At 68.0% G+C, this 959-nt stretch carries 3 protein-coding genes; all 3 read right to left on the reverse strand.

Annotation, left to right across the window (positions count from 1 at the left end; translation table 11 throughout):
- On the reverse strand, positions 1-224 hold a 224-nt coding region (locus AC1D15_RS34450; RefSeq protein ID WP_477829607.1), incomplete at its 3' end, for an SRPBCC domain-containing protein.
- Complete coding sequence (locus AC1D15_RS34455) at positions 208-579, reverse strand: ArsR/SmtB family transcription factor (protein ID WP_477829608.1); 372 nt, start codon at positions 577-579, stop codon at positions 208-210. The genes AC1D15_RS34450 and AC1D15_RS34455, both read right to left, overlap by 17 nt.
- Positions 580-661: 82 nt before the next feature.
- Positions 662-959: M55 family metallopeptidase (locus AC1D15_RS34460; RefSeq protein ID WP_477829609.1), on the reverse strand; the 298-nt coding region annotated here is incomplete at its 5' end.

The following is a 959-nucleotide window of genomic DNA, read 5'->3' on the forward strand; positions in this document are numbered from 1 at the left end:
TAGTTGAATCGCCCCCACATCGTCGGTGCGCCGTCGAAATGCATCGCGTAGTGGAAGAAGCCGCCGGGCTGGAATTCGAAGCGGCGCACCTCGATCGTGCAGCCCTTCGGGCCCCACCACTTCTGCAGTTGCGCCTGCTCGCTCCAGGCCTTCCAGACCACCGCGCGCGGCTGGCGGAACTCGCGGGTGATGACGAAACTCGTCGGATCAGGGTTTGCGGACATGGCGTTTTCCTTTCGGTATCGGTTTGGAGGTGGATTGCAGGAAGGCATCGAGTCGGTCGAAGCTGTCTTCCCACAGCGCGCGGTACGGGGCGACCCATTGCGCCACGTCCTGCAGCCGCGCCGCCTCGAGCCGGCACGGCCGCGTCTGCGCGGCACGGCTGCGCGAGATCAGCCCGGCACGCTCCAGCACCTTCAGGTGCTTCGAGATCGCCGGCTGCGACAGCGCGAACGGCTCGGCCAGTTGGTTGACCGTCGCCTCGCCGCTTGCCAACCGCGCCAGCATCGCCCGGCGGGTCGGATCGGCCAGCGCGGCAAAGGTCAGGTCGAGGGGATCGGAAACCGTCGCGGAGTCCATCACATAGCCTTCTCTTTATATAACCTTATGGCAATATAAAGAGCGTTCCGGCGCCTGTCAACCCGGCATGCGCCGGGCAGGTTCAGCGCAAGGCGTTCGCCATCACCGACAGCGCATTGAGGCTGCGGATGGCCTCATGCACCGTGCCGCACACGACCGAGATCGTCTCTGCATCCTCGCGCTGCACGGCTGGCCACAGCGCGAACGCATCGGCCAGCGCCGGCGTCTGGCATTGCACACGCAGCGTCGGCGCGGCGGGCAGTCGCCACCGCGCACGCGGCGCAGCGGCCACGCCCTGCACCGCCTCGCGCGCCGCCGCCTCGATCGCCTCGCGCGATTGCGCCGGCGACAACGAGCGCCCGCTGCGCGCGCCTTCGGAC

This window comes from Rhizobacter sp. P2_H2, assembly GCF_056403375.1.

Excerpts from the sequence above, each read along its gene's own strand:
- AC1D15_RS34455 (WP_477829608.1), bottom strand. The coding sequence starts at position 579 with ATGGACTCCGCGACGGTTTCCGATCCCCTCGACCTGACCTTTGCCGCG.